The organism is Streptomyces sp. NPDC056628, assembly GCF_042792555.1.
GTDB lineage: Bacteria > Actinomycetota > Actinomycetes > Streptomycetales > Streptomycetaceae > Streptomyces.
The window spans coordinates 1-21,514 of the sequence record NZ_JBHTWG010000059.1 but is presented as its reverse complement, the minus strand read 5'-3'; the positions used below and the strand labels follow the sequence as shown (position 1 = coordinate 21,514).

The 21,514-nt window shown below is 66.8% G+C and carries 17 protein-coding genes, 1 tRNA gene and 2 pseudogenes; 11 read left to right on the top strand and 9 right to left on the bottom strand.

Annotated elements, in window-relative coordinates; all coding sequences use genetic code 11:
* Positions 1–86, top strand: a pseudogene (locus ACFRAC_RS35215) (IS5/IS1182 family transposase); the annotation flags it as partial.
* A 64-nt stretch (positions 87–150) separates the two neighbouring features.
* Here the strand turns inward: ACFRAC_RS35215 and ACFRAC_RS35210 are convergent.
* From ACFRAC_RS35210 to ACFRAC_RS35190, 5 genes are all read right to left on the bottom strand, one after another.
* The gene (locus ACFRAC_RS35210) at positions 151–1,884 is read right to left on the bottom strand and encodes a diadenylate cyclase (RefSeq protein WP_382938862.1); all 1,734 of its coding nucleotides are present in this window, start codon (positions 1,882–1,884) and stop codon (positions 151–153) included.
* Positions 1,885–1,924: 40 nt separating this feature from the next.
* The gene (locus ACFRAC_RS35205) at positions 1,925–2,560 is read right to left on the bottom strand and encodes a hypothetical protein (RefSeq protein ID WP_382938854.1); all 636 of its coding nucleotides are present in this window, start codon (positions 2,558–2,560) and stop codon (positions 1,925–1,927) included.
* On the bottom strand, positions 2,557–3,444 hold the full coding sequence (locus ACFRAC_RS35200; RefSeq protein ID WP_382938852.1) for a nucleotidyltransferase: 888 nt from the start codon (positions 3,442–3,444) through the stop codon (positions 2,557–2,559). Before ACFRAC_RS35200 ends, ACFRAC_RS35205 begins: the two co-directional genes overlap by 4 nt.
* Before the next feature lie 134 nt (positions 3,445–3,578).
* Positions 3,579–4,295, bottom strand: coding sequence for a 5-formyltetrahydrofolate cyclo-ligase (locus tag ACFRAC_RS35195; RefSeq protein WP_382938849.1), 717 nt, complete (start codon positions 4,293–4,295; stop codon positions 3,579–3,581).
* 17 nt (positions 4,296–4,312) lie between these two features.
* Complete coding sequence (locus ACFRAC_RS35190) at positions 4,313–5,479, bottom strand: helix-turn-helix transcriptional regulator (RefSeq protein ID WP_382938843.1); 1,167 nt, start codon at positions 5,477–5,479, stop codon at positions 4,313–4,315.
* A 299-nt stretch (positions 5,480–5,778) separates the two neighbouring features.
* On the opposite strand from ACFRAC_RS35190, the gene ACFRAC_RS35185 reads away from it, so the two are divergent.
* From ACFRAC_RS35185 to ACFRAC_RS35165, 5 genes are all read left to right on the top strand, one after another.
* Entirely contained in the window at positions 5,779–6,027 is a 249-nt protein-coding gene (locus ACFRAC_RS35185) for a hypothetical protein (protein ID WP_382938840.1), read from the top strand.
* Between the two features lie 41 nt (positions 6,028–6,068).
* Positions 6,069–6,398, top strand: a complete 330-nt coding sequence (locus ACFRAC_RS35180) for a hypothetical protein (protein ID WP_382938837.1) — start codon at positions 6,069–6,071, stop codon at positions 6,396–6,398.
* The gene (locus ACFRAC_RS35175; RefSeq protein ID WP_382938835.1) at positions 6,395–6,982 is read left to right on the top strand and encodes an ATP-binding protein; all 588 of its coding nucleotides are present in this window, start codon (positions 6,395–6,397) and stop codon (positions 6,980–6,982) included. Before ACFRAC_RS35180 ends, ACFRAC_RS35175 begins: the two co-directional genes overlap by 4 nt.
* A 26-nt stretch (positions 6,983–7,008) precedes the next feature.
* Positions 7,009–7,344: a hypothetical protein gene (locus ACFRAC_RS35170; RefSeq protein ID WP_382938831.1), complete on the top strand. Its 336-nt coding sequence runs from the start codon at positions 7,009–7,011 to the stop codon at positions 7,342–7,344.
* A 589-nt stretch (positions 7,345–7,933) separates the two neighbouring features.
* On the top strand, positions 7,934–9,316 hold the full coding sequence (locus tag ACFRAC_RS35165; RefSeq protein ID WP_382938828.1) for a recombinase family protein: 1,383 nt from the start codon (positions 7,934–7,936) through the stop codon (positions 9,314–9,316).
* 8 nt (positions 9,317–9,324) lie between these two features.
* Here the strand turns inward: ACFRAC_RS35165 and ACFRAC_RS35160 are convergent.
* A tRNA-Leu gene (locus ACFRAC_RS35160) sits at positions 9,325–9,412 on the bottom strand.
* A gap of 140 nt (positions 9,413–9,552) precedes the next feature.
* Here ACFRAC_RS35160 and ACFRAC_RS35155 point away from each other — a divergent pair.
* Positions 9,553–10,886: pseudogene (locus ACFRAC_RS35155) on the top strand (DUF2254 domain-containing protein).
* Positions 10,887–11,002: 116 nt separating this feature from the next.
* On the opposite strand, the gene ACFRAC_RS35150 reads toward ACFRAC_RS35155, so the two are convergent.
* The 3 genes from ACFRAC_RS35150 to sucC all read right to left on the bottom strand — a co-directional run bounded on the left by ACFRAC_RS35150 (position 11,003) and on the right by sucC (position 14,718).
* Complete coding sequence (locus ACFRAC_RS35150) at positions 11,003–12,544, bottom strand: aldehyde dehydrogenase family protein (protein ID WP_382938825.1); 1,542 nt, start codon at positions 12,542–12,544, stop codon at positions 11,003–11,005.
* 108 nt (positions 12,545–12,652) lie between these two features.
* On the bottom strand, positions 12,653–13,570 hold the full coding sequence (sucD, locus tag ACFRAC_RS35145) for a succinate--CoA ligase subunit alpha (RefSeq protein ID WP_382938821.1): 918 nt from the start codon (positions 13,568–13,570) through the stop codon (positions 12,653–12,655).
* Positions 13,571–13,584: 14 nt separating this feature from the next.
* Complete coding sequence (sucC, locus tag ACFRAC_RS35140; RefSeq protein ID WP_382938818.1) at positions 13,585–14,718, bottom strand: ADP-forming succinate--CoA ligase subunit beta; 1,134 nt, start codon at positions 14,716–14,718, stop codon at positions 13,585–13,587.
* A 145-nt stretch (positions 14,719–14,863) separates the two neighbouring features.
* Between sucC and ACFRAC_RS35135 the strand changes: the two genes are divergently transcribed.
* The 4 genes from ACFRAC_RS35135 (at position 14,864) to ACFRAC_RS35120 (ending at position 21,457) form a co-directional block, all read left to right on the top strand.
* Entirely contained in the window at positions 14,864–16,546 is a 1,683-nt protein-coding gene (locus tag ACFRAC_RS35135) for a thiamine pyrophosphate-binding protein (RefSeq protein WP_382938815.1), read from the top strand.
* Positions 16,547–16,556: 10 nt separating this feature from the next.
* A complete protein-coding gene (gene frc, locus ACFRAC_RS35130; protein WP_382938812.1) occupies positions 16,557–17,807 on the top strand; it encodes a formyl-CoA transferase in 1,251 nt (416 codons plus the stop codon).
* A gap of 4 nt (positions 17,808–17,811) precedes the next feature.
* On the top strand, positions 17,812–19,956 hold the full coding sequence (locus tag ACFRAC_RS35125) for an acetate--CoA ligase family protein (protein WP_382938809.1): 2,145 nt from the start codon (positions 17,812–17,814) through the stop codon (positions 19,954–19,956).
* 121 nt (positions 19,957–20,077) lie between these two features.
* Complete coding sequence (locus ACFRAC_RS35120; RefSeq protein ID WP_382938807.1) at positions 20,078–21,457, top strand: OFA family MFS transporter; 1,380 nt, start codon at positions 20,078–20,080, stop codon at positions 21,455–21,457.
* The last annotated feature ends 57 nt before the right edge of the window (positions 21,458–21,514 follow it).

The window sequence follows — 21,514 nt, the reverse complement described above, 5'->3', positions numbered from 1 at the left end:
GGCGAATCTTCCGCAGATCCCGCTGCAGCCCCAACCGCATGACGTCAATCGCCAAAGCCGTCCTCACACTGGAGATGCAACGCTGAAGAAGCTCAGTGAGTCGTACCGGCGCCACGCGCCGGCCGTGACCTGCCTACGGATCAGTAAGGGTCACAGCCAGTACGAGTTATCCATCTCTGGAGCTGGCTGTAGATCTGACTTGATGATCCGCAGCTCGCGACTCTGCTTTTCCCATTCGTCCACTCGTACTCGGGCGCGATTCAAGGCGTCGCATTGAGCACTCGACAAATAGAAGCTTAACGACTTCACCGCATCCCAAGTCTCGTTGCACTCCTTGATGTTAAGCGGCTCCGCCGAAGAAGCCACCAGATAGCGTTCAACAGCATCCGTCACGATCTGCTTTTCGATGCGTGGATGCAGTTGCGGCAGAATATTGATTAAACCATCCGAGCTGTAGACGATGACGATCGCCGGAGGCCGCTCACTGTCGAGGTATCGGACGGCATTATTGAAGCGACTTCCACGAGCTGGGTCACCTCGGCCATGGGCGGTGCCATCGAGAATTACACCAATTGCATGACATAGGCCATTCGGGTCCACCAGGACTGCGCCATCCATGTCTGTCAGCTGCGTCAACAGCTCGGTCGTAAGCCGAGTCGGCTCGATAGACCATGACTGCGGTGATAGACGCTCGGCTTCAGCGGCAGCATCGCCCGAGATGATAAGCATCGCCCCATGCCTATGATTACCAGCGGCTTGTGCGGCTTCGCGAAGCGCATCCTGGTCGGCTTGAGGGAAGAAGCGACTCACGAGGTCTTCCAAGTATTCTTCATCAAGCACAGGCGTTGGCAGGTGCGGAATTCCGTCCCGCACAATCAATAGTGCTTCACCCGCGTGCGAAAATTCCCAGACGCCTCGCGCGGTGAAGCTAACGGCAAACACCGTCTCGCTGTCGACGTCATAGTCCGGCTTCACTACTCCAAGCCCATAGACTTTTTCGCCATCTGACAGTAGGTCCGATTGGGATCCGCTGGCCTCCAGAAGCTTTCGCACGGCCGGCACGTTGCGCATCTCCACTGGGTGCTTCAGCCTGAGGAATACTTCAATAGCCGGATCGTCCTGCTGGGCGATGACCAGTCGTCCCGCTCCCGCCCGCCCCTCATACGGCAGAGCAGAAAGACCGCTCATTAGCAAATGGTTCTCGCCACCAAACCAGAAACCAGCGCAATACAACATGGAGCGAACCATCGCTTCAGTGGCGCTCCTTACGATCTCATCCCCGCTCTCCGGCAAAGAACTTGAACCGGCACCGGGAACATACAGGACTCGGGCTGAACGGCTAAGGATCTCCCGAATTACAGCATGCACCAGCGACTGATACACATGAAAACGATCACGTTCCTCGGTCTTGATTTGAGGAACGCTTTCAAGGGCTCCCTTATCAATACTGATGACCGTGTGTACTTCGTAGTCACCCACTCGGACCGATCCGCTCGAAAAGAATTTTCTCCCTTGCTCTCGCGACATAGCCTCGAAGGCTTCTTCGAGTGCTTTTGCACGCATCCTGTCACGCAACTCCAGATGGCGCTCTTCACGCACATGAGCAACGCTATAGAGCATATTGCGGTCAGGATGGCTAGCGTAGAGTTCGACCGCCCGTCGCCTCACATGCGCCAATTCGTCGGGCGAGTAGGGGCCATCTTCAGGCTCAATACATACATCAAACTCATGCTCACCAGCAGCCTTGAATCCAACAACCACCACTTCCGGATTCCCAGCAAAGCCGATTGCTTCAAGGGCCATCTCGGCGCGTACCTTAACTGAGATTCTGAAGTGAGGCTGATAGGCCCACATGAACTGTTTGATGGAACGTCCTTCCCCCATGATCTATGCACTCCTCAATAAATCACAGCGACCGGCCGCTTCATACAGCTTCCTCAAAGAGTTCGGCCGCCTCGGCGAAGTCATCTGCCAGTTTCTTCTTATCCCGCTCCGTAAAGTCCAACTCGCCCTTACTATCGCGGTCGGTCCAATAACGCCCCTTGAGTCGTCTCGCCGGGCTGCCAGACACATCAAACACCGTTGAGCCGTGATGAATCCGACTGCGGTGCTCGACACGCAAATCAGGCTTATTGAGATACATGTAGGTCAGAATGACCGACCCATCGACCTCGGACACCTCACCCAGAGCGGACGCGGACCTCGACTCGTCGGTCATCAATTTCACAGTGACCAGGGACGCAGTCTGATGCACCACGAGGTAAACAGTTTTCGGAGGTGGGTTGCTTCCAGTTGCCGGATCAACCCAGAAGGACGTGAGGGTGCCTTTCCAAGTCCCGCGGAGGCTACGCGGAATGCCCACTCCCGGGATTCGCTGAATCCAAGGAAGTCGCCACAGCCAGAAGTCCCATAGGTTGAACATGACCGTGCACACAAAGACGGCAGTCGAGAAGAGCTTGAGCATGCTCCAATCAGGCTTCCCGTCGTGCACCCATGCGCTAACCAAGAAGATACCGACGACCACCCCGACGATGACACGAATGGCAATCGTTTTTTTCATGAGGCGTATCCCAGATAGTTCCAAGCAGCTTTCACAAAGTCACGCCCGTCCTGGCGGTTCCAGTCTTGAGCGCTGTGGAAGAGATACTTGCATTCGCTCACCTCTAGCCATCGCTCCGATTCGACAGAAGGCTCATCACCCTCAAGCTCCTTCCAGACGTGCAGGATGATGCCTTCGACGGTCTTCGTCCAAGTCGGCGCAAGGAAAACACTGTCTGGACAGTTGTACACAAGACATTCAACAAAGAAAGATGGAACCTCACGGTGGTCACCTGACGCTACCATTACGTTCTCGACGCGCTTCATGATTCGGACGGCCTTTTTATAATACTGTTTGGTGCGCGTGTTCTTCGCCCGGCCGTTCTCCAGCTGCTGCTTTGGGTAGTTCACTAGAGAGTTACCGTTCTTCTTGAAGACCTTTGCGCCCTCCCGGTAATTACTGGACGAGAAGTAGTACCGGTAGTCGAAGCAAGGCACGACATCGGCGTCCACCCTCGCACTGCCGGAGTGGATGCGGAATGCCGTCGATCCCGAGGGGTCGACTTGACCGGGAAACTTCGCTTTCAGCGCGGCCTCAAGCTCCGAGCGTAGTTTCGCCGGGGTCCAGATTCCCGTGTAGGACTCGCTCGGCGGGTGCGCTCCGTTCGTTGCCTCGTCCCAGTACACGGCCTCACCGCACTGCACAGCGATATCCACGTCGCTATCGGCCTTGACGTTGGTGTTGTTTGCGTAGGAGCCTTTGGCATAAACGCTGAGGTCGCAGCCATCGAACGCAGCATGCGCCTTAATGGCCTCGCGAATCATCCGCTCAGTGCGGTCTTGCTTATCTTGCTCCGTCGCGCTAGACGGTCCAGTCCAACCGCTCAGCTTTTCTTCCAGCGTCATGCAGTCTCCCCGTTAGATTCTAAAATTATAAGACTTATCGCCTTTTCCGCCAAGAGTCACTATCACAACTGTGCGCGGCGTGGAGCCGATAAATGCGAAAACTCAATCAATAGTAAGCCGATAACGAGCCCTGGCTATCCCTGGTGACGTGCAGCCAACACCGGAATCGCCGCGATCTTCTCTGCCGTGAGGTCATTCCAGACAAGCCCAGGCGGCCGACGACGGCTGCCGCACGGGATCACCTCGTCAGGGGTGACGATGTAGTCCACGCTGAAATCATGCTCAGTCTCGGGGATATCTTCATCGACCACCTGAAGCGCATGAACCGGTGCGACGATCACCGTGCGATCCGTCACCAAGCCCGCCTCGATCAGCAGCGCAACCTCAAGGTCGGAGTATCCGGCACCCTTGCCGATGCGCGCGCCCGAACGGTTCACGGCCACGCTGCCGCACACCACGACGTCGATCGGCTCCATGTCTTCGACGCCGACGCGGCGGGCGACCTCAGCCGCACCCTTCTTCTCTGCGGCCTGCTCGGCTGGAAGCTCAAGGGTCTGGGGGTCGAGCAAGTAGAACGGCTGGAGCGATGCCATGCGCGGCACGGCCATGTAGAGGCGCTTGCCATCCTTGAGCGCGCGGACTCGCACCGGCAGCTGCGCCCAGTCGGGGTTCGCCTTCACCGTGGACGCCTGCCGCCAGAAGTCCCGGCCGGCGAGTTGCGCCGCCGTGGCCTCCGACCCGTAGAAGCCGGGAATCTTGCCGTACGAGTCGGCGGGAGCACCGCCACCGTCGATCAAGCGACGCCACACCTTCTCGCGCAGCTCCTGCTTGGCCTGGTCGATGTCGTTCACGTACACCCCACCCGTACTTAGATCGCTGCCATCAGCGCAAGCAACCGGTCGTTGATCTCCTGCGCCCATGGTTCCTGTCGCCACTGCCGAAGCTCACGTCCAGCAGAGAACGCCAGGTTAAGACCACCGCCACCGCGAGTCAGCTCCACGGCATCAATCGTGCGGTGCATGGCTGCCGCGGCCTCGTCCAGCTTGCGTTGCTGGATGAGCGCCAAGGTCAGGTTGCCGAGCGCGATGGCCTGAGATTTTTTCTTGGCGGCCAGTGCCCGCGTGGTCATGCGCAGGATGGGCTCGGCCCGCTCAGGCATCCCGAGGAACAGGTAGCAGGAGCCAGCAAGCCGATTGAATTCGTTGGCCGTATAGAACGGCGCGGCCACGTCATCGGCGTGCACGCGGTCGAACTGGTCCTCTGCCTTCCGCAGCGCGGCTTCGCATTCGGCGGTCGCGCCGGCCATCGCGTGCCCTTCGGCGACGTGCAGCATGCTCAACCCGGTGAGAGATGGACTCGCCAGCTTGGCGGCCTCGGCGGCCTGCTCGGCGAGCGTCACACCCCGAGCCGGGTTCTTCTCCCCGTACAGCGCCACGTACGCCATCCGCAGCGTGGCGTACGACTCCGTTGAAGGGTCTCGGGCATGGCGGGCAGCGTTCACTGCCTCCTCGAAGTAGCCAAGCGGCGCATGGTGGTCACGGCGTTGGCTGACGTCCCACACCAGCTGACCCATGAACGTCGCCGAGTCAGCTTCGACCTCGTACAGCGCCCGCCGTACGCGCGGGTTGGCAGCGTTCTCTCGAAGGAACTGCACCTGGCCGTGCAGTTGCCCGGCTCGACCAAGCAGCCCGGTGGACGCCTGTTGGTCGTAGGACTCGTACAGTTGCCGCAGCCGCTCGTGAAGGTAAGCGACCACCATCAGGTCGGCGGACGCCGGATTCTCTAGGGCGTAGCTCATCCGCTCACTGGGGCGCGTATCAGCAACCGTCACGTCGTCCAGCAGCGCTTGAAGCTCCTCGACCGACACCCCGAGCGCGCTCGCCAGCTTTGGCCGCATCCACGCTTGTGGTTCGGTTTCGGCGCTCTCCCAGCGGCCAACCGTTGAACGCTCGACGCCAAGTAACTCGGCAAGGCTCTCTTGCGTGAAGCCTGCCGCCTTGCGACGTTGAGCGAGGCGTATGCGCTTCGCTGCCATCGCCCATCCCTCCGGGTGTACGGGGCGGGATATCACCATAGTCACGTTGACCGCATCCGTGCAGGCCAGACCGCAGAGTGCCACACGAATGCGTCATTGGTGCCGCACGTTTGCTGTGGTGTTTGCGCAGGTCAAACCGCTTTTCTGGCAGGCAGGTTGGCGAGTGGTTGAGGGCGGTGCAGCCACTCGCCAACCGTTCCAGTCCCCAGGAGGAACGGATGCGACCAGCCATGTTCGGGTACATGCGCCTCACCCCAAGCGACGACGGCAGCGGCTAAATCGAGACGCTCGAAAAGGAGTTGGCGGCGCACGCCACCCGCGAGGGGTTCGCCTTGGAGCGGCTGTTCATCGAACGACTCGGCGCTGAAGACGAGTCGGCCTTTTTCACCCTGATCGACGCGCTCAAGGCCACCGAGGTCAAGCACGTCATCGTGCCGTCGCTCTGGCACTTCGCCCGGCTGCCAGGGTTTCAGGCAGCGATGCGCGACCACATCGAACGCGAGATCGGCGCGCGGCTGTGGATCGTGCAGGGGGCGAAGACACCGTGACACCTCAAGTCCCACTGTGCGTCGGGTATCTGCGACTTCGCATGTCGGACGACGACCCGACCGAGCGGCAGCGCGTGGCGGCAATCGCGGCATTCGCTGAACGCGAGGGCTTCACGGTGTCGCTGGTGTTCGTCGAGACGCGGTGGCAAAGAACCCTCGCCCTGAACGCCATGACCGCCTACTGCCAGCGGCACGACGTCCGCAACGTGATCGTGCCGACCATCGAGCACCTCAACACGCTGCCCGGCATCGCGGAACTCAGCAAAGAACTGCTGGAGCAAGACATCGGCGGTCACGTCTGGATCGTCGCCCCCACCGAAGAGGAGCCGTCGTGCCAGTCGAGTGCAGCGAAGGACGGCGAACCACGATGACCGCCGCCGCACAGGAAGTCCGCACCCTTCACGTGTCCAGACTGCATCTCGTCGCTGTGGCCTCCGCCGTATCGGTGGCGCGGGCGTTCACTCGACAGACCCTTGCACACTGGAAGTTGGACGACTTCGCCGCCGACGCGTCGCTCATGATGAGCGAACTGGTGAGCAACGCTGTCAAGGCCAGCGGCATCCTCGATCCGGGCCCGAAGCCCTGGCAAATCAAGGCCGAGCACGTCATTGCCGTGCAGCTCCGGGCCATCGGGGGTGTGCTGTTCATTGAGGTCTGGGATCGCAGCCCGTTGGTGCCCGTCAAGCAAAGCGTGACCGCGGAAGCGGAAGGCGGGCGCGGGCTTCACCTCGTCGAGGCGCTGGCTCGTAGGTGGGGCATCTACCGACCGCCGGCCGGGGGCAAGATCGTGTGGGCCGAGGCCGTGTTGACCAGGCTGCCCAACCCTGCCCTGGATGGCTCCACGCTTCAACTACGCGTTCCCAGTGACATGGAACCGCCGCCAGGCCCCACGAAAGACCAGGCAACCACTGCGCTTATGCAGCGTGTGCTTGACGGCCTGCGCCGTCTGCTCTGACCCCCACCAGTGAAGACAGGTATCAGGTGAACACCACCAGAGACGCGTATGGCTACATGCGCCTGCGCGCGGACGCTAGCGATGACGAACTGGTCGTCGTCGAGAGCCAGTTGTACAGCTGTGCCGGGAAGCACGGGTTGCGGCTCGTCGACACGTATTACGAAGAAGGGCCGGGCATCGCGCCGAGCCGCTTGATCCGGCGGCTCATCCGTGAGGACGTGCGCCATGTGGTCGTGGCGTCCCTCGCGCAGATCACCGAGCACCCCATGATGCAGCTCCTTGTCTCAGAGGCGATCGCGTTGGACGCTGGCGCGCTGCTGTATGAAGCCAGCGAGTTTCGCGAACAGGCCGAGGCCCGATGAGGCCACACCAGATATGGGGCCTGTTCGACTGGTACCAGGGTGACTGCTTCCGCTGCGAAGCCCTGGGCGTACCAGTGGCGCACGTTGGTGACATGACCGTGCGCGACACCGCGCTACCGCTGTACGCCTGCCATCTGTGCATCTTCCGGATGCAGCAGTCGCATTGGTTCCGAACGACCAGGCGGGCGTGGCCTCTTCGCCGGTTGCAGCTTCCGCAGCCGGTAGAACATCGGGCATCGCGGCCACAGTTGGGGCGGTGGCTGCGGTACCGGAGGAGGGGGCGGCACCGGTCTCGTGGGTGAAGCTGGGTGTAGCAATGCCGCTTCTATTCGATCAATTATCAATTGACCAATTAATGCTGTAATTGCTAAGTTGATCTTTCCAGGGACGTAACCATCCCTCTCACCTGTGCAGCAATCCACATTACTGCCCACGCGAGCATCGGCGGCCAGACCCGGCCGCCCACGACTGGCACGACTCGACCGCTTGGCGAACCACTGCGCAACTTCGCTTCTCTCGCCGAGCGCAGTCGCCAGCACTACGGCACTGCGCGAGCGGACGTCGAGGCGGCGCTGAAGGCTCGAACGACGTGCTCATCACCATGGCCGTCCGCAAGGCTGGTGCCCAGTTCGTCTCCTCGAAGGAGAACATCGACGAGACACCTTCGGGCAGGCTCCTGCACGGCATCATGGCCAGCATTGCCGAGTTCTACTCCGCTAATCTGGCCACCGAGTCCAAGAAGGGCATGCGCCAGAAGGCGAAGTCCGGCGGGACGCCTGGTCATGCGTCACTCGGCTACCTCAACGTCCGCGAGCGCATCGACGGCCGCGAGATTCGCACCGTCATCGTGGACGAGCAGCGCGCACCACACATCCAGTGGATGTTCAGCGCATACGCCACGGGCGACTGGACCATGCGCCAGCTCGAAGAGGAGCTGGACCGTCGCGGGCTCCGCATCCCGGCCACCAAGAAGCTTCCCGAACGAAAGGTCAGCTACCAGCACATCGACAAGATGCTCACCAACCGCTACTACACCGGCATCGTCAGGTACGAGGGGATCTGGTACGAAGGTCGGCACCCGGCCATCGTGGACCAGGCCACCTTCGATCGCGTACAAGCCATCCGCACGACTCGCGCCCAGGCGCGGGAGGAGGTACGCAAGCACCCGCACTACCTGAAGGGCTCGATCTTCTGCGGTCGCTGCGACGCACGGTTCGGCGTCATGAACGCGACGAACCGGTGGGGCACGGTCTACCCGTACTTCTACTGCCTCGGTCGCGCCAAGGATCGCACCTCGTGTACGCAGTCCACCGTGCTCATCTCAGACGTTGAGGCGTCGGTGGCCGAGTACTGGAAGCGGGTACAGCTGTCGCCCGAACGCATCGCGGCCATCCGTGAGCAGGTCATGACCGCGCTCGTGCAGCACCAGAAGGCCGGCCAAGCCGAGGTCAAGCGGCAAGAACAGCGCCGCCAGGACCTCAGGAACGCGCAGCTCAAGCTCATCGAGATGCGCTACGCCGACGCCATCCCCCTTGACCTGCTGAAATCCGAGCAAGAACGCATCACCCGAGAGTTGGCCGCTGCGCAGGAGATCATCGACCGCTACTCAACGGAGATGGACTCTGTGCTGAGCGTGGTCGAGGGAGCACTGCTGCTCTGCTCCAACGCGTATCGGCTGTACTTCAGTGCGCCGCCGACCGTGAGACGCCAGCTCAACCAGGCCGTCTTCGCCCGTTTCCTGATCCTCGACGATCAGGTGCAGGGCGCAGACCTCACGAGCGGCTTCGCTCAGCTGCTGGCATCCGATCTGACGGCCCCGCCGCAGAACGGTCCGCACGGCGACGAACGGACAGGGGTGGACGTGCGCCAACCCCGGGCCATCAAGCCCGTGGGGCGGCATCGAGCGCCCATACGGCACCCTGCCCACCGACGCGCAGAACCCCGGTCCGAACCGGGACCGGGGTTCAGATGATCCTACTTTGGTGTCCGAGGGGGGACTTGAACCCCCACGCCCGATAAAGGGCACTAGCACCTCAAGCTAGCGCGTCTGCCATTCCGCCACCCGGACCAGGTGTGCGTCGCCGCGCCGGGGTGTCCCGTCGGCGACATGGACAACAATACCAAGCTTTCGGAGTGCCTTTCACCTGCGTTTCCTTCCGCCGGGCGGGGGTCCAGGACCTCGCGGCGCGGTGCGCCTGGGGTCGCACCATGAGTGACTGGCTGATTACGCAGGACCCGGCCGCGGGCCGGCGTCGGCCGCGGGCGCTGTCGCCCTTCCGGGAGCATCTCCGGGACACCTTCTGGTTCGCGCCGACGGCCGCGATGGTGAGTGTCTTCGTCGTCTGGCTGGCGGCGCAGGCGCTCGACACGGCGATCGTGGACGCGCTGCGCGAGGACGGCGACTACGAGTCCCTCGAGGATCTGCTGCGGTTCGCGGAGGACGCCAAGACCGTCGTGAACGTCGTCGCCTCGGCCATGATGACCTTCATCGGGGTGGTCTTCAGCATCTCACTGGTGGCCGTCCAGATGGCGAGCGGACAGTTCACCCCGCGGGTGGTACGGCTCTTCGTGCGCAGCCGGATCACCAAGGCGACGTTCGCCGTCTTCCTGGCCACCTTCGTGCTGAGCCTGCTGGTGCTGACCTCGTCCGACACCACCGACGACCCGCGCAAGGTGACGACGCTGCCGCTCGTGCAGTCGGTCCTCACGCTGTGCTTGGTGGCGCTGAGCCTGCTGCTGTTCGTGCTGTGCGTGAACGGCACGCTGCGGCTCATGCGGATCAGTCATGTGATCGCGCGGATCGCCACGGAGTCCTTCCGGATGGTGGCGGCGATGCCGCCGTCCGCGAGCGCACCGGACGCGCCCGGCCTCGGCGAGCCGACGGCGTGGGTGCCGCACGACGGGCGGGCGGGGGTGCTGCGGGACGTGCACATCGCGCGGCTGGTGCGGGTGGCCCGCCGGGACGGGTCGTGCTGCGGCTGGTCCCGCGCATCGGGGACTTCGTGCTGCCGGGCACGCCGCTGCTGGCCGTGCACGGCGGGGCGGCCCCGCCGGTGGGCGCGCTGCGCCGCACCACGTCCGTCGGTGTGGAGCGGACGTTCCACCAGGATCTCGGGTTCGGGCTGCGGCAGTTGTCCGACATCGCGCTGCGCGCCCTGTCCCCGGCGGTCAACGATCCGACGACGGCCGTGCAGGCCCTCGACCGGATCGTGCAGTTCCTCGCGGCACTGTGCCGGCGTCCGCTGGGCGCGGCGTCGCACCGGGACCGGGGCGGGGCCGTGCGTCTGGTGCTGCCCGTGCCCGGGTGGACCTAGCTGGTGGATCCCGGGTTCACCGAGGTGCGGGGGTGCGGTGCCGGGAGTCCGCAGGTGTCCCGGCGCCTGCTGGCCGGGCTGGACGACCTGCTGCTGCTCGCTCCCCCGGAACGGCGGGAGCCGCTGCTGCGGCACCGCGAACTGCTGCGGCAGGCGGTCGAGGAGACGGCCCCGAACGCCACCGACCGCGCCTTCGCGCTGCGCCCGGACCGGCAGGGCATCGGCTGACCGGTTCTCCGGCCCGCCGATGCCCCGGTCGGTCCGGGCGCACGTGCTCAGGGCAGCAACTGGTGCTCCGGGAAGTTTCCCGGCAGCCGCTCCCCCGCCGGTCCCGGTGCCCGTACTCAGGGAAGGAGCCGGTACTCCGGGAAGTTCCCCGGCAGCCGCTCCCCCGTCGGGCCCTGGGTGACCGCGCGCACCAGCAGCTCGCCGCCGACGAACGCGCCGCGCCAGGACGCGCCGAACCCGCCGAACAGCTCGTCCCGGTCGCCGCGTGAGCGGGGCGTGCCGTGGCCGACCTTGAACGCGCGGATCTGCGGGGCCAGCCGGTCGTACGTGGCCCGGTCGTCGGTTGAGAGCGTGGCGACCAGGGCGCCGTTGGAGGCGTTCATGGCGGCCAGCAGCTCGGCCTCGGTGTCGACGAGGACGATGGTGTCGACCGGGCCGAACGGTTCGGCGTGATGCAGTGGGGAGGACCGCGGCGGGTTCAGCAGGGTGACGGGCTGGACGTACGCCGAGGTGTCCTGGCCGGGGAGGAAGCGGGCGTCGGACAGCCGTCCGCGGTGCAGCGGGACGGCGCCCCGGTCGATGGCCTCCGCCACCTGGTCGTGGAGCTCCTTGGCCTTGGCGGCGTTGATCACCGGGCCGAAGTCCAGCCGCGGGTACGGGTCGTCCGGCCGCTCGACCGCCAGGGGGTGGCCGATCCGCAGGGTGCGGACGGCGGGCAGGTAGGCGGCGAGGAAGTCGTCGAACAGCTCGCGCTGGACGACGAAGCGCGGATACGCGGTGCAGCGCTGCTTGCCGTAGTCGAACAGTTTGGGGACGACGGTCGCGAGCGTGTCCCAGTCGGAGTAGTGCCAGATGCCCCAGGTGTTGAGTCCTTCCTGTTCGAGGATGTGGCGCTTGCCGAGGTCGGCGACGGCCGTGGCCACCGCAGCGCCGGTGTCGCGGCCGCCGACGAAGGAGACGCAGCCGATCTCGGGCGCCCGCACCAGCGCCTGGGACAGCTCGCCTCCGCTGCCGCTGACGAGGGTGACGGGGATGCCCTCGCGGGCGGCGAGCGCGCAGGCCAGGGTCAGACAGGCGACACCGCCGTCGGTCGGGGTCTTGGCGATGACCGCGTTGCCCGCCAGGGCCTGTACCAGCACTGCGTGAACGAGCACGCTCATCGGGTAGTTCCAGCTCGCGATGTTGGACACGGGGCCGTCGAGCGGGGACCGGCCGGCGGTCATCGGCTCGATGCCGTCGACGTACCAGCGCACGCCGTCGATGGCGCGGTCGACGTCCGCCGTCGCGAGCCGCCAGGGCTTGCCGATCTCCCAGACGAGGAGGAGGGCGAGCAGGTCGCGGTGCTGGGCGAGGACGTCGAGGGTGGCCGCGACGCGGGCCCGGCGTTCGTCCAGGGGGACGTGTCGCCAGGCGCGGTGCTGGTCGAGCGAGGCGCGCACGGCTTGGCGCGCGGTGGCACGGTCCAGACGGGGCGGTCCGGCGATGGGGCTGCCGTCGACGGGGCTGGTGGCGGGCAGCGCACGGCCGTCCGCCTGCCAGGTGCCGTCCCAGAGGTTGAGGACGCGGTCGTCGCGGAACGCCTCCGGGGCGACGGCGAGGCAGCGATGCCAGGCGTCGGTCCAGGAGGTGCCGGATTTGAGGGTGAGGGTGGTGGCCAAGGGGTCTCCGCTCTCGGTGCACAGTCGGGGGCGGTGGTGATGGCTGCGAAGGACGCTAGCGAGGGGCGGGCACGCCGGTAAGTGACCGCGCGCGGACTATGAGTGACGTCACGCGTCGACGGTGAGGCGGTCCAGCACCAGGCGGGCGGTCTCGGTGGGGGTGCGGCCGACCCGTACGCCCACGGCCTCCAGCGCTGCCTTCTTCGCGGCGGCCGTGCCGGAGGAGCCGGAGACGATCGCGCCCGCGTGTCCCATGGTCTTGCCCTCGGGCGCGGTGAAACCGGCGATGTAGCCGACGACCGGCTTGGTGACGTGGTCGCGGATGTAGGCGGCCGCGCGTTCCTCGGCGTCGCCGCCGATCTCCCCGATGAGCACGATCAGTTCGGTGTCGGGGTCGTCCTGGAACGCGGCGAGGCAGTCGATGTGGGTGGTGCCCACGACGGGGTCGCCGCCGATGCCGACGCAGGTGGAGAAGCCGATGTCCCGCAGTTCGTACATGAGCTGGTAGGTGAGGGTGCCGGACTTGGAGACCAGGCCGATGCGGCCGGGCCTGGTGATGTCGGGCGGGATGATGCCCGCGTTGGACTGGCCGGGGGTGATGAGGCCGGGGCAGTTGGGGCCGACGACACGGGTGCCGCGCGCCCTGGCGTGGGTGGTGAAGGCGACGGAGTCGTGCACCGGGATGCCCTCGGTGATGACGACGGCGAGCTGGATGCCGGCGTCGGCGGCCTCGATGACGGCCGCCTTGGCGAAGGCGGGCGGTACGAAGACGACGGTGACGTCGGCGCCGGTGGCGCGGATGCCGTCGGCGACGCTGCCGAAGACAGGGATCGCCGTGGGGGCACCGCCCATGCCGTCCAGGCTCTGGGGGACGTCGAAGTCGACGGTGTGGCCGGCCTTGCGCGGGTTGACGCCGCCGACGACGTTCGTGCCGGCGGCGAGCATCCGCCGGGTGTGCTTCATGCCCTCGCCGCCGGTCATGCCCTGGACGAGGACCCTGCTCTCCTTGGTGAGGTAGATGGCCATGGCGTCATGTCTCCTCAGGTGGTGGCGGCGGCGAGTCGGGCGGCGCGCTCGGCGGCGCCGTCCATGGTGGTGGCCTGCTGGACCAGCGGGTGGGCGTGCTCGTCGAGGACGGCCCGGCCGCGGGCGGCGTTGTTGCCGTCGAGGCGGACGACGAGCGGCTTGGTCAGCCGGACGGTGTCCAGGGCCCGGACGATGCCGTCGGCGACCGCGTCGCAGGCGGTGATGCCGCCGAAGACGTTGACGAGGACCGACTTCACGGCCGGGTCGGACAGGATGACGGAGAGGCCGTCGGCCATGACCTGGGCGGAGGCTCCGCCGCCGATGTCGAGGAAGTTGGCGGGCCGGGCGCCGCAGCCGGCGACGACGTCGAGGGTGGACATGACGAGGCCGGCGCCGTTGCCGATGATGCCGACTTCCCCGTCGAGCTTGACGTAGTTGAGGCCCTTGGCCGCGGCGGCGGCCTCCAGGGCGTCGTCGTGCCCGGCGCCGTCCGCGCCCCAGCGGGCCTGCCGGAAGCGGGCGTTGTCGTCGAGGGTGACCTTGCCGTCGAGGGCGAGGATGTGGCCCTGCCTGGTGCGCACGAGCGGGTTGACCTCGACGAGGAGGGCGTCCTCGCGGACCAGTACCTCCCAGAGGCGGACGAGGACGTCGACGGTCTGCGGTGGCAGTCCGGCGGCTTCGGCGATCTCCCCGGCCTTCGCGGAGGTGACGCCCTCGGCGGGGTCGACGGGCACGCGGGCGACGGCCTCGGGCCGGCTGGCGGCGACCTCCTCGATCTCCATGCCGCCCTCCGCGGACGCGATCGCGAGGAAGCAGCCCGCCGCGCGGTCGAGGACGTAGGACACGTAGAACTCGGCCTCGATGTCGACGGGTTCGGCCAGCATGACCGTGCCGACCGTGTGGCCCTTGATGTCCATGCCGAGTATCTGACGGGCGGTGAGCTCCGCGGCGGCCGGGTCCGCGGCCAGCTTCACGCCGCCCGCCTTGCCCCGGCCCCCGGTCTTCACCTGTGCCTTGACGACGACGCGGCCGCCGAGCCGCCGGGCGATCTCGCGGGCCTCCTTGGAGGAGTCCGTGACCTCCGCCCGTGGCACCACGATGCCGTGTTCTGCGAAGAGTTCCCTTGCCTGGTGTTCGTACAGGTCCATTCCGGCTCCTGACTCGAAAGTGCCGCACGCCCCCTGGACACCACCCACCGGATGCGGGATAACAAGGTTCATACAGTATTCGTCGACTGTATGCAATGTACCGCGAGAGCCGCTCCCACCCCCTACGAAGGGACAGGACTTCGCCATGCCCGACGACACCCAGGACGTCATCTCCGGTGGTCATCTCGTAGCCAAGGCGCTGAAGGCCGAGGGCGTCGACCGCATCTACACCCTCTGCGGCGGCCACATCATCGACATCTACGACGGCTGCGTCGACGAGGGCATCGAGGTCGTCGACGTCCGTCACGAGCAGGTCGCCGCCCACGCCGCCGACGGCTACGCCCGCATCACCGGAAAGCCCGGCTGCGCGGTCGTCACCGCCGGGCCCGGCACCACCGACGCCGTCACCGGCGTCGCCAACGCCTTCCGCGCGGAATCACCGATGCTGCTCATCGGCGGTCAGGGCGCGCTCACCCAGCACAAGATGGGGTCCCTGCAGGACCTGCCGCACGTCGACATGATGACGCCGATCACCAAGTTCGCGGCGGCCGTGCCGGACACCGCCCGTGCCGCGGACATGGTGTCGATGGCGTTCCGCGAGTGCTACCACGGCGCCCCCGGGCCCTCCTTCCTGGAGATCCCCCGCGACGTCCTCGACGCCAAGGTGCCGACGGCGAAGGCGCGGGTGCCGCAGCCGGGCGCCTACCGTGCCTCCACCCGTTCCGCCGGTGACCCCGAGGCCGTCGAGCGGCTCGCCGACCTGCTGGTCCACGCCGAGAAGCCGGCCATCCTGCTCGGCAGCCAGGTGTGGACGACCCGGGGCACCGAGGCGGCCGTCGAACTGGTGCGGACTCTCAACATCCCCGCCTACATGAACGGCGCAGGACGAGGCACGCTGCCGCCCGGCGATCCGCACCACTTCCAGCTGTCCCGCCGGTACGCCTTCTCCAACGCCGACGTCATCGTGATCGTCGGCACGCCCTTCGACTTCCGCATGGGCTACGGCAAGCGGCTGTCGCCGGACGCGACCGTCGTGCAGATCGACCTCGACTACCGCACCGTCGGCAAGAACCGCGACATCGACCTCGGCATCGTCGGGGACGCCGGCCTGGTGCTGAAGTCGGTGACGGAGGCCGCCTCCGGGCGCGTCAACGGGGGCGCGTCCCGGCGCAAGGAGTGGCTGGACGAGCTGCGCGCGGCCGAGCAGACGGCCCTGGAGAAGCGGCTGCCGAGTCTCAGGTCCGACGCCTCGCCCATCCACCCGTACCGGCTGGTCAGCGAGATCAACGACTTCCTCACCGAGGACTCCATCTACATCGGCGACGGCGGCGACATCGTCACCTTCTCCGGTCAGGTCGTACAGCCCAAGTCGCCCGGGCACTGGATGGACCCCGGTCCGCTCGGCACGCTCGGCGTCGGGGTGCCGTTCGTGCTCGCGGCCAAGCAGGCACGTCCCGACAAGGAGGTCGTCGCGCTCTTCGGCGACGGCGCGTTCTCCCTGACCGGCTGGGACTTCGAGACGCTGGTCCGCTACGACCTCCCCTTCGTCGGCATCGTCGGCAACAACTCCTCGATGAACCAGATCCGTTACGGCCAGGCCCAGAAGTACGGCCTGGAGCGCGAGCGGGTCGGTAACACCCTCGGCGACGTCCACTACGACAAGTTCGCGCAGATGCTGGGCGGATACGGCGAGGAGGTCCGCGACCCCGCCGACATCGGCCCCGCGCTGCGGCGCGCCCGTGAGTCCGGGAAGCCGTCGCTGATCAACGTCTGGGTCGATCCCGACGCGTACGCCCCCGGAACCATGAACCAGACCATGTACAAGTGAGGTGGCCCGCATGACCGGCACGACGGGTACTCCGTCCAAGGCCCTCGAAGGCATCCGCGTCCTGGACATGACGCACGTGCAGTCCGGACCGTCCGCGACCCAGTTGCTCGCCTGGCTCGGCGCGGACGTCGTCAAGCTGGAGGCGCCGACCGGTGACATCACGCGCAAGCAGCTGCGCGACCTCCCGGACGTCGACTCCCTCTACTTCACGATGCTCAACTGCAACAAGCGGAGCATCACCCTCAACACCAAGACCGAGCGCGGCAAGGAGATCCTGACCGAGCTGATCCGGCGCTCCGACGTCATGGTCGAGAACTTCGGGCCGGGCGCCGTCGATCGCATGGGCTTCACCTGGGACCGCATCCAGGAGATCAATCCCCGGATCGTCTATGCCTCCATCAAGGGGTTCGGCGACGGCCCATACACCGCCTTCAAGGCGTACGAGGTCGTGGCGCAGGCCATGGGCGGGTCGATGTCGACCACCGGTTTCGAGGACGGACCGCCGCTGGCGACGGGGGCCCAGATCGGTGACTCGGGCACGGGGGTGCACGCCGTGGCGGGAATCCTCGCGGCGCTCTTCCAGCGCGAGACCACCGGGCGCGGTCAGCGCGTCAATGTGGCCATGCAGCACGCTGTGCTCAACCTCTGCCGGGTGAAGCTGCGCGATCAGCAGCGGCTCGCCCATGGCCCGCTTCCCGAATATCCCAACGACGACTTCGGCGACGAGGTTCCCCGGTCCGGGAACGCGTCCGGCGGGGGTCAGCCGGGCTGGGCGGTCAAGTGCGCGCCGGGCGGCCCGAACGACTACGTGTACGTCATCGTCCAGCCGGTCGGCTGGCGGCCGGTCAGCGAGCTCATCGGCCGGCCCGAGCTGGCCGACGACCCCGAGTGGGCGACGCCGGAGGCCCGGCTGCCCAAGCTGAGCAAGATGTTCCAGCTGATCGAGGAATGGTCCTCGACGCTGCCCAAGTGGGAGGTGCTGGAGCGGCTGAACGCCCACAACATCCCGTGCGGGCCGATCCTGTCCACCAAGGAGATCATCGAGGACCAGTCGCTGGTCGCCAACGAGATGGTCGTCACCGTGCCGCATCCCGAGCGCGGCGCGTTCACCACCGTCGGCAGTCCGCTGAAGCTGTCCGACTCCCCCGTCGAGGTGACCAGTTCACCGCTGCTCGGCGAGCACAACGAAGAGGTGTACGTCGGCGAGCTCGGGCTCGGTGACGAGGAACTGCGCCTGCTCAAGTCGAACGGGGTGATCTGACGTGATGGCCGAGGACCGCGTCATCAGGGTGCGGGCGCTGCTCGACGCGGTGCGGGCCGAGGGCCGTACCGCGCTGACCGCGCCCGAGGGCAAGGTGATCGCCGACGCCTACGGGATCGCCGTACCGGGCGAGGAACTCGCGCTGGACGTCGACGAGGCCGTGGCGTGCGCGGCCCGCTTCGGCGGGCCGGTGGTGATGAAGATCGTCTCCCCGGACATCCTGCACAAGACCGACGCCGGCGGTGTGGTCGTCGGGGTCGAGGGGGCGGCGGACGTCCGGGCGGCGTTCCACCGCATCGTCGGCAACGCGCGCGCGTACGCCGCCGACGCCCGGATCGAGGGCGTGCAGGTGCAGGAGCTGCTGCCGCCGGGGCAGGAGGTCATCGTCGGCGCGGTCACCGACCCGACGTTCGGGAAGGTGGTCGCCTTCGGTCTGGGCGGGGTCCTGGTGGAGGTCCTCAAGGACGTGACGTTCCGGCTGGCGCCCGTGACCGCCGACGAGGCACTGTCCATGCTGGACTCGATCCGTTCCGCGGAGATCCTGCGCGGGGTGCGCGGCGGGACGGCCGTGGACCGGTGGGCGGTCGCCGAGCAGATCCGCCGGGTCGGGCAACTGGTCGCCGACTTCCCGGACATCGCCGAGGTGGACCTCAACCCCGTGATCGCCACCGCGGAGGGGGCCGTGGCGGCGGACATCCGGGTGATCCTCTCCTCCGAGGCACGCAGGGAGCGCAGGCGGTACACGCGCGCGGAGATCCTCACCTCGATGCGCCGGCTGATGCAGCCGTCGGCGGTCGCCGTCATCGGAGCCTCCAACGAGCAGGGCAAGATCGGCAACTCGGTGATGCGCAACCTGGTCGACGGCGGCTTCGCCGGGGACATCCATCCGGTGAACCCCCGCGCCGATGACATTCTGGGCCGCAAGGCGTACAAGAGTGTCACGGACGTACCAGGTGAGGTGGATGTGGCGGTCTTCGCCATCCCCGCGAAGTTCGTGGCGTCGGCGCTGGAGGAGGTGGGGCGCAAGGGCATCCCGAACGCCGTGCTGATCCCCTCCGGGTTCGCGGAGACCGGTGAGCACGCGCTCCAGGAGGAGATCGTCGCGATCGCCGAACGGCACGGCGTCCGGCTGCTCGGGCCGAACATCTACGGCTACTACTCGACGTGGCAGGACCTGTGCGCCACGTTCTGCACGCCGTACGACGTCAAGGGCGGGGTGGCGCTGACCTCGCAGTCCGGCGGCATCGGCATGGCGATCCTGGGCTTCGCGCGGACCACGAAGACGGGTGTGTCGGCGATCGTCGGCCTGGGCAACAAGTCGGACCTGGACGAGGACGACCTGCTGACCTGGTTCGGCGAGGACCCGCACACCGAGTGCATCGCGATGCACCTGGAGGACCTCAAGGACGGGCGTGCGTTCGTCGAGGCCGCGCGGGCGACCGTGCCGAAGAAGCCCGTCGTGGTCCTCAAGGCGGGGCGGACGGCCGCCGGCGCGAAGGCCGCCGGGTCGCACACCGGGGCCCTGGCGGGCGACGACGCCGTGTACGACGACATCCTCCGGCAGGCCGGCGTCATCCGGGCTCCCGGGCTCAACGAGATGCTGGAGTACGCGCGCGCGTTGCCGGTCCTGCCCACTCCCCAGGGCGACAACATCGTGATCATCACGGGGGCGGGCGGCAGCGGGGTGCTGCTGTCGGACGCGGTGACGGACAACGGCCTGTCCCTGATGGAGATCCCACCGGATCTGGACGAGGCGTTCCGCAGGTTCATCCCGCCCTTCGGCGCGGCGGGCAACCCGGTGGACATCACGGGCGGCGAGCCGCCGTCGACGTACGAGGCGACGATCCGGCTCGGTCTGGAGGATCCCCGCATCCACGCGCTGGTCCTCGGCTACTGGCACACCATCGTCACTCCCCCGATGGTCTTCGCGGAGCTCACCGCCCGCGTGGTGGCCGAGTTCCGCGAGCGCGGGATCGAGAAGCCCGTCGTCGCGTCGCTCGCGGGTGACGTGGAGGTCGAGGAGGCCTGCCAGTACCTCTTCGAGCGGGGGGTCGTGGCGTACCCGTACACGACCGAGAAGCCGGTGGCCGTGCTGGGCGCCAAGTACCGGTGGGCGCGGGCGGCGGGACTCCTGGGGGGCGGTTCATGAGGTGAGCCGGCGGGGGGCCGGCCGACGGTGCGCGTCGGCCGGCCCCGGGACCCGCGCGCGCACGAAAGGCATTGGACAGGGGGCGCTGGCCAGAGCTTTCGACGCAAGGGGTGCAAACAACGTGACTACTACCGACGTTACGCGGGTCGCCACCTACCGGGAGGTGACCGACAGGAACGGACGCGTCTACCGTGTCGGCGAGACCGACGTCGACATCATGGGCCGCAAACGCAAGTGGATGGTGATCCTGCCCTGGGTGGGCATGATGGGCATCTCGTCCGCCGAGTACGCCTTCGCGTCCGCGGAGGACACGCTGCACGAGGCCCATCAGTGGTCCAGCAGCAGCATCTACTGGATGATGACGGCCTGGGTGTTCTGCCAGGCCGCGGTGGCCTTCCCGGCGGGGCGGCTGCGGGAGAACGGCAAGCTGCCCGCCCGGTGGGCGATGATGCTGGGTGCGGTCGGCACGCTGCTCGGCTATCTGTCGCTGGCCTACGCGCCGCATGTCGCCCTGGCCTTCCTCGGCTTCGGCGTCTTCAGCGGTATGGGCGCCGGCATGGTGTACGCGACCTGCGTCAACATGGTCGGCAAGTGGTACCCGGAGCGCAAGGGCGGCAAGACCGGCTTCGTCAACGGCGGGTTCGCCTACGGCTCGGTGCCGTTCGTCTTCATCTTCCACGGCTACATGGACGGCTCCAACTTCCGCTGGGTGCTGGTCTCCTCCGGTGTCTTCCTCGCCGCGGTGGTGGCGGTCGCCGGGTTCTTCTTCCGGGATCCGCCGAAGAACTGGTGGCCGGCCACCGTCGACCCGCTGAACCCGCCGGACGACCCGCGCGCGCGGCGCTCGCTGGAGAAGAACCCGCCGGCCGTCAAGCAGTACTCCCCCTTGGAGGCCTGGAAGACCGGCCGGGTGGCGCTGATGTGGTTCTGTCTGGCCTGCACCTCCGGCGTGAACATCTTCGGCATCGCCTTCCAGGTCGACATCGGCGAGGAGGCGGGCTTCGCGGCCGGCATCGTGGCGACCGCGATGTCGCTGAAGGCGATCGTCAACGGCACCGGTCGCGGTGTGATCGGGTGGCTCTCCGACCTCTACGGCCGCAAGCAGTGCCTGCTGTACGTGTGCGCGATCCTGGGGCTCGCGCAGTTCGGCATCATCTGGGCGGCCTCGATCCAGAACCTGCCGCTGTTCCTGTTCTTCTCCGCCGTCTCCGGCTTCGGCGGCGGGGCCATCTTCCCGATGTTCGCGGCGCTGACCGCGGACTACTTCGGTGAGAACAACAACGCCACCAACTACGGGATGGTCTACAGCTCCAAGCTCGTCTCCGGCCTGGGCGCGGGCATGGGCTCCCTGGTCGTCGCCGCGTGGGGCTACAACGGCGCCTTCAGCCTGGCGGGCGGCATCTCGCTCTTCGCCGGAGTCGTCGCGCTGTTCCTGCACCCGCCGGGACGGCCGAAGACCAAGCAGGTGACGCCCAACCCCCGCCCGCTCGGCGAGGGGTGACACCGGCGGCGTCGGCGCGCACGGACCGGGCGGCCCCTCCCATGGTGCGGGAGCGGC